Origin of the sequence: Neisseria viridiae (genome assembly GCF_962747995.1) — a bacterium.
In the GTDB taxonomy this organism is placed as follows: domain Bacteria; phylum Pseudomonadota; class Gammaproteobacteria; order Burkholderiales; family Neisseriaceae; genus Neisseria; species Neisseria viridiae.
This window is the reverse complement of record NZ_CAUJAJ010000032.1, coordinates 1-3,713: the sequence shown is the minus strand read 5'-3', so window position 1 is coordinate 3,713 and position 3,713 is coordinate 1. Positions and strand designations below refer to the sequence as shown.

The following is a 3,713-nucleotide window of genomic DNA, read 5'->3' as shown; positions in this document are numbered from 1 at the left end:
GAAAGATGTTTATTTATTATTCAAACAAAATAAATTGTAAATTTGTTATCTTATTGTTTTTATTGGTTATTTAGTTTTGCATTTTTTCGGAATACAAAAATCCAAGCGGATTTTTTACAATCCGCTTTTGCTGTTTTTATCAGTTCGGTTAGCTAAGCCGTCTGATAACGTGTTTTATCGAAGTCGGTTTCTGTTTTATAAAGATTGAATGCAACGACTAAAATTTTTCTCATCAATGCGCCGATGATCAGCATTTTGGGCTTTTTGGCTTTTTTCAGCCTGTTTGTGAATGCTGGAAAGTAGTTGTTTCTGAATGCGACTAATGCGGCCATGAACAGGGATCCGCGTATTCTTCGGTTTCCGTATTTGGTCATTGTGCTTTTTTTGTTGACGCTTGTCCCTGATGTGTTTTGCTGCGGATTTAATCCGGCATAGGCTGTAAACTGCTTTGCGTTTTCGAATGTGCTGTTAATAAGGTGGCTCATTAGCGATATGGCTGTTGTTTTGCCTACTGAAGGTATTGTCTCTAACCGTTTTGTCAGCTCTTTCATTTTTTTATCTGATTTGATTATTTGGTCGATTTTCTTTTTTACTGCATTTAGATGGTTCTCAAGTTCTTTTAGCTGTTTTTCGTGTATTTTCTGTACAAATGAATCTTTTGCTGCTTTGATTCTATTTTTTTGCGATGTCTGTTGTTCTAAAAGTTGGCTTTGAAGTGATAGCAGTCTTTTCAAGCTGTATTGCTGTTCAGTCGGTTTTTCTCTCTTTGGCAGCTCTTCTATTAATGCTGTTTGGCAAAACTCTGCGATTAGTTTTGCGTCTTGTTTGTCGTTTTTGATTCTGCTGAATCGCTTTTGTGCATAGGCTTTGATTTTTAGCGGGTTTATTACTGATACGTGGTATTCTTCGGCCAAGCAGTCTGCGACCTGTTCGTAGTAGTTTCCAGTTGCTTCCATGCATACGTATATGTCTTTTTCTCTTTTTGCCGATATCCATTCTTTCAGGCTTTTGCAGCCTTGTTCATCGTTGCTGAATTTTCTGTAATCGGTTTCTCCGTTGATTATGGTAACGACATCAAATGTTTTTGCGGATATGTCTAATCCTACTGCGTTTCTCATGTTAATTTTCCTTACGATTCAGGCTTTAATGCCTTTGATGTTTCTCAATTTCAAACATAAGAAAACCGCCGTCCTTATCTTTCTTTCAATCTTGCGATTAGGAAGTAATCAGGTTCGGCGGCTTTGTCGTCGGTTAGCTATTCCGAGACGTTTGAAGTATATCAGAATCGTATTAATTAATTTTTTGTATTTGCTGGTTTATTTAAAAATTTCTGTTGCGACCCGCTGCATTGTGTTTTTTTACTGCTTTCAGTCCGGTTTTCGCCGGCATGGGGTTTGTGTGCGATTGGAGAACGCCCGATAAAAAGGTGCAAGGGGGTATTCATAAAGATTTGGAAAAAAGCACTCCAAATCTTTACAAAACTTCCCCCTTGCACCTTTTTATCGGGCGTTCTCTTTCAAACGCACCCCCATACCTCAGCGAAAACCGGACTGAAAGCAGTAAAAAAAAACAATTCCGCTAGATATTTTCCCCCGCCCTAGCTCCTCCGTCCTGAAGGGCTGGGAAAGGTTTCTGAAACTCAAACAGGCGCGGCAAGCGCGGAAAGGTAGATTGATATGACTTAGATTTGATGATATGACAATTTGTAGAGCGGTGGGGATAAGCAAAATCCCCGAGCGCGAACTAGGGGATTTTTGCATTCCTGCCAAGTTTTAAACTTTACAGGAAATTTTAAAATGCGAATTACCGTTAGCCTCGGAAAACTGCATTTGACTGTATCGGTAGATACGCGGTTTATTCTAGCCGTGTTCATGCTGTTTAGTCAATAACCCACGACAAGAGCCGCCCAATTAAGGGCGGTTTTCTAATTTACAACTCCGCCACCAATTCCTTCAAACGGTTTCCCGCGCTCTTCCCAGTTGTCATACATTAAATTTTGCTAAGGCTTTCCGCCCATTACAAGGACTTGACCATTTTCAGGCGTGTAGGCTGTCTGCGGTGCTGTTTGTGGCGATTGTACTGCCTGTTGTTCGTCCTTATACGGATTGAAAGGCAAGCCGTTTTTGACATAGTCTTTGCACATTGCCTTAGTGATTTCTTTAAGGGGCGTTCCTTGGCTTGAATAACAGGTACAGCCGCTTTTGCCGCCATCGACGCAGCCGACAGGGTACTCAAATGTTTTAACTTGGCGGACGCCGTTGTAAATGGGTTTACTTTCAGGCTTTTCGGCGAGCGTTGGCACGAAGTCTTCAGTTTTAAGGTTTTGACCCTGAATTCCGCTTTGCGGCATCATTTCTTTTTGACTTTCAGGGTCAAGCGGATTTTTAAAACCTGTATCTTCTTTTTTTTCTTCGGCCTGTGCCGATATTCCTGCTTTTTCTTTATAGCCCTGATACATCTTATAGCCCATGAATCCGACCAAACCTAAGATACACGGCAGTATAAACAGCATGGCGATGATGACGTAATACCACCTTGATTTGACGTGCGAATGCGCGGTATGCACTTCGGCGGATTTGTAGTATTCAAAAACCTCTTGTCTGATTTTATGCGAACTGGACAAGGCGTTTCTTGCCTGTTGAGTCGGGTTTAAGGCTACTTCGTTCCATTCGAGCCTGGTCAAACCGCCCATTTTGTTTGCAGCTATATGGATATGCTTGTTTACGACTTCTCTTAAGTTCACATCTATGATTTTAGGTGATTGCGTGATTAGTATCATGTCAATACCATAATGACCGTGAACGTTGAGAAATGCGACGTTTTCAGGCATTTTTGAACCGCTTGATCGGGTCGGAAAAAGATATTGCACCTCGTCATAGATGACAACAGAGCCTATATTCTCTTTCCATTTCAACCATTCGTGCATGTCTTCCCAGCTATGCCCTTCCGGCGGTTTATGATGGTCTATCAAAAGGCCGTTAATATTGGAGAAAATTTTACGGCCTTTATAGAAGTCATCAAACATAAGCAGTTCGACGGCAAAGGCGGTTTTGCCTATTCTAGGTTTGCCTGTTATCAGGGTAATGGCGGCCATCTTTATACTTTCTTACCAAAGCTCAATTTAGACAGGGTTTTAAAAGTAACGACAAAGGCGAGCATACCAAACATGATGTTCAGAACAACGCCGCCGCCTGCGATATAAAAAATTTGGATCGCGCCGGCAGGAACCGCCCCCATGCTGCTTATAAACTGATTTTTAAGATTGCTCATAAGGGCGTCAAAACCGACATAGGTAATGATAGACACCCCTAAGGCAGTCAGAATGTATTTGACAACATGGTTTATCAAATATGGAGCAAGAGCAGCTAAAAATTTCATAAATCCCCCTATGCGTTATTTCTGACAACTCTAGCCACGAAGAAAGAAGCCACCAGCCAAGCCATTGCGATAATAAAGGGGCGCATCATGGCAGCTAAATTACACGCAGGCTCAAGACTGATTTTGTATTCCGCGCCCAACGCCTGAAACGTTACCGGAGCAGGGCATTCGCCATACTCGCTAAAGGTATTGTCATGTGTGAAGTTCAAATCGATAGTTTCTTGAGGAATCTCTAAATTTGGTTCTTCTTTTTCGGGCAATTCATCACAAGACAAAATGTTCGGAAACACTTTACAGAGCAAACCTCCGTCTTCCTTTGGCTTGTCGTCCTCTTT

At 41.7% G+C, this 3,713-nt stretch carries 4 protein-coding genes; all 4 read right to left on the bottom strand.

What is annotated here, in order from left to right; genetic code table 11:
• Positions 1 to 152: 152 nt before the first annotated feature.
• A complete protein-coding gene (locus Q9J79_RS10195; protein ID WP_025457516.1) occupies positions 153 to 1,118 on the bottom strand; it encodes an IS110 family RNA-guided transposase in 966 nt (321 codons plus the stop codon).
• Positions 1,119 to 1,999: 881 nt separating this feature from the next.
• Positions 2,000 to 3,094: a zonular occludens toxin domain-containing protein gene (locus Q9J79_RS10190; RefSeq protein WP_301911607.1), complete on the bottom strand. Its 1,095-nt coding sequence runs from the start codon at positions 3,092 to 3,094 to the stop codon at positions 2,000 to 2,002.
• Between the two features lie 2 nt (positions 3,095 to 3,096).
• Positions 3,097 to 3,378 carry a DUF2523 family protein gene (locus tag Q9J79_RS10185; RefSeq protein WP_304685319.1) on the bottom strand — a complete coding sequence of 94 codons (282 nt, stop codon included), beginning with the start codon at positions 3,376 to 3,378 and terminating at the stop codon, positions 3,097 to 3,099.
• 8 nt (positions 3,379 to 3,386) lie between these two features.
• Positions 3,387 to 3,713 (bottom strand): IgG-binding virulence factor TspB family protein (locus Q9J79_RS10180; protein WP_301911609.1); only part of this gene is annotated, 327 nt, incomplete at its 5' end.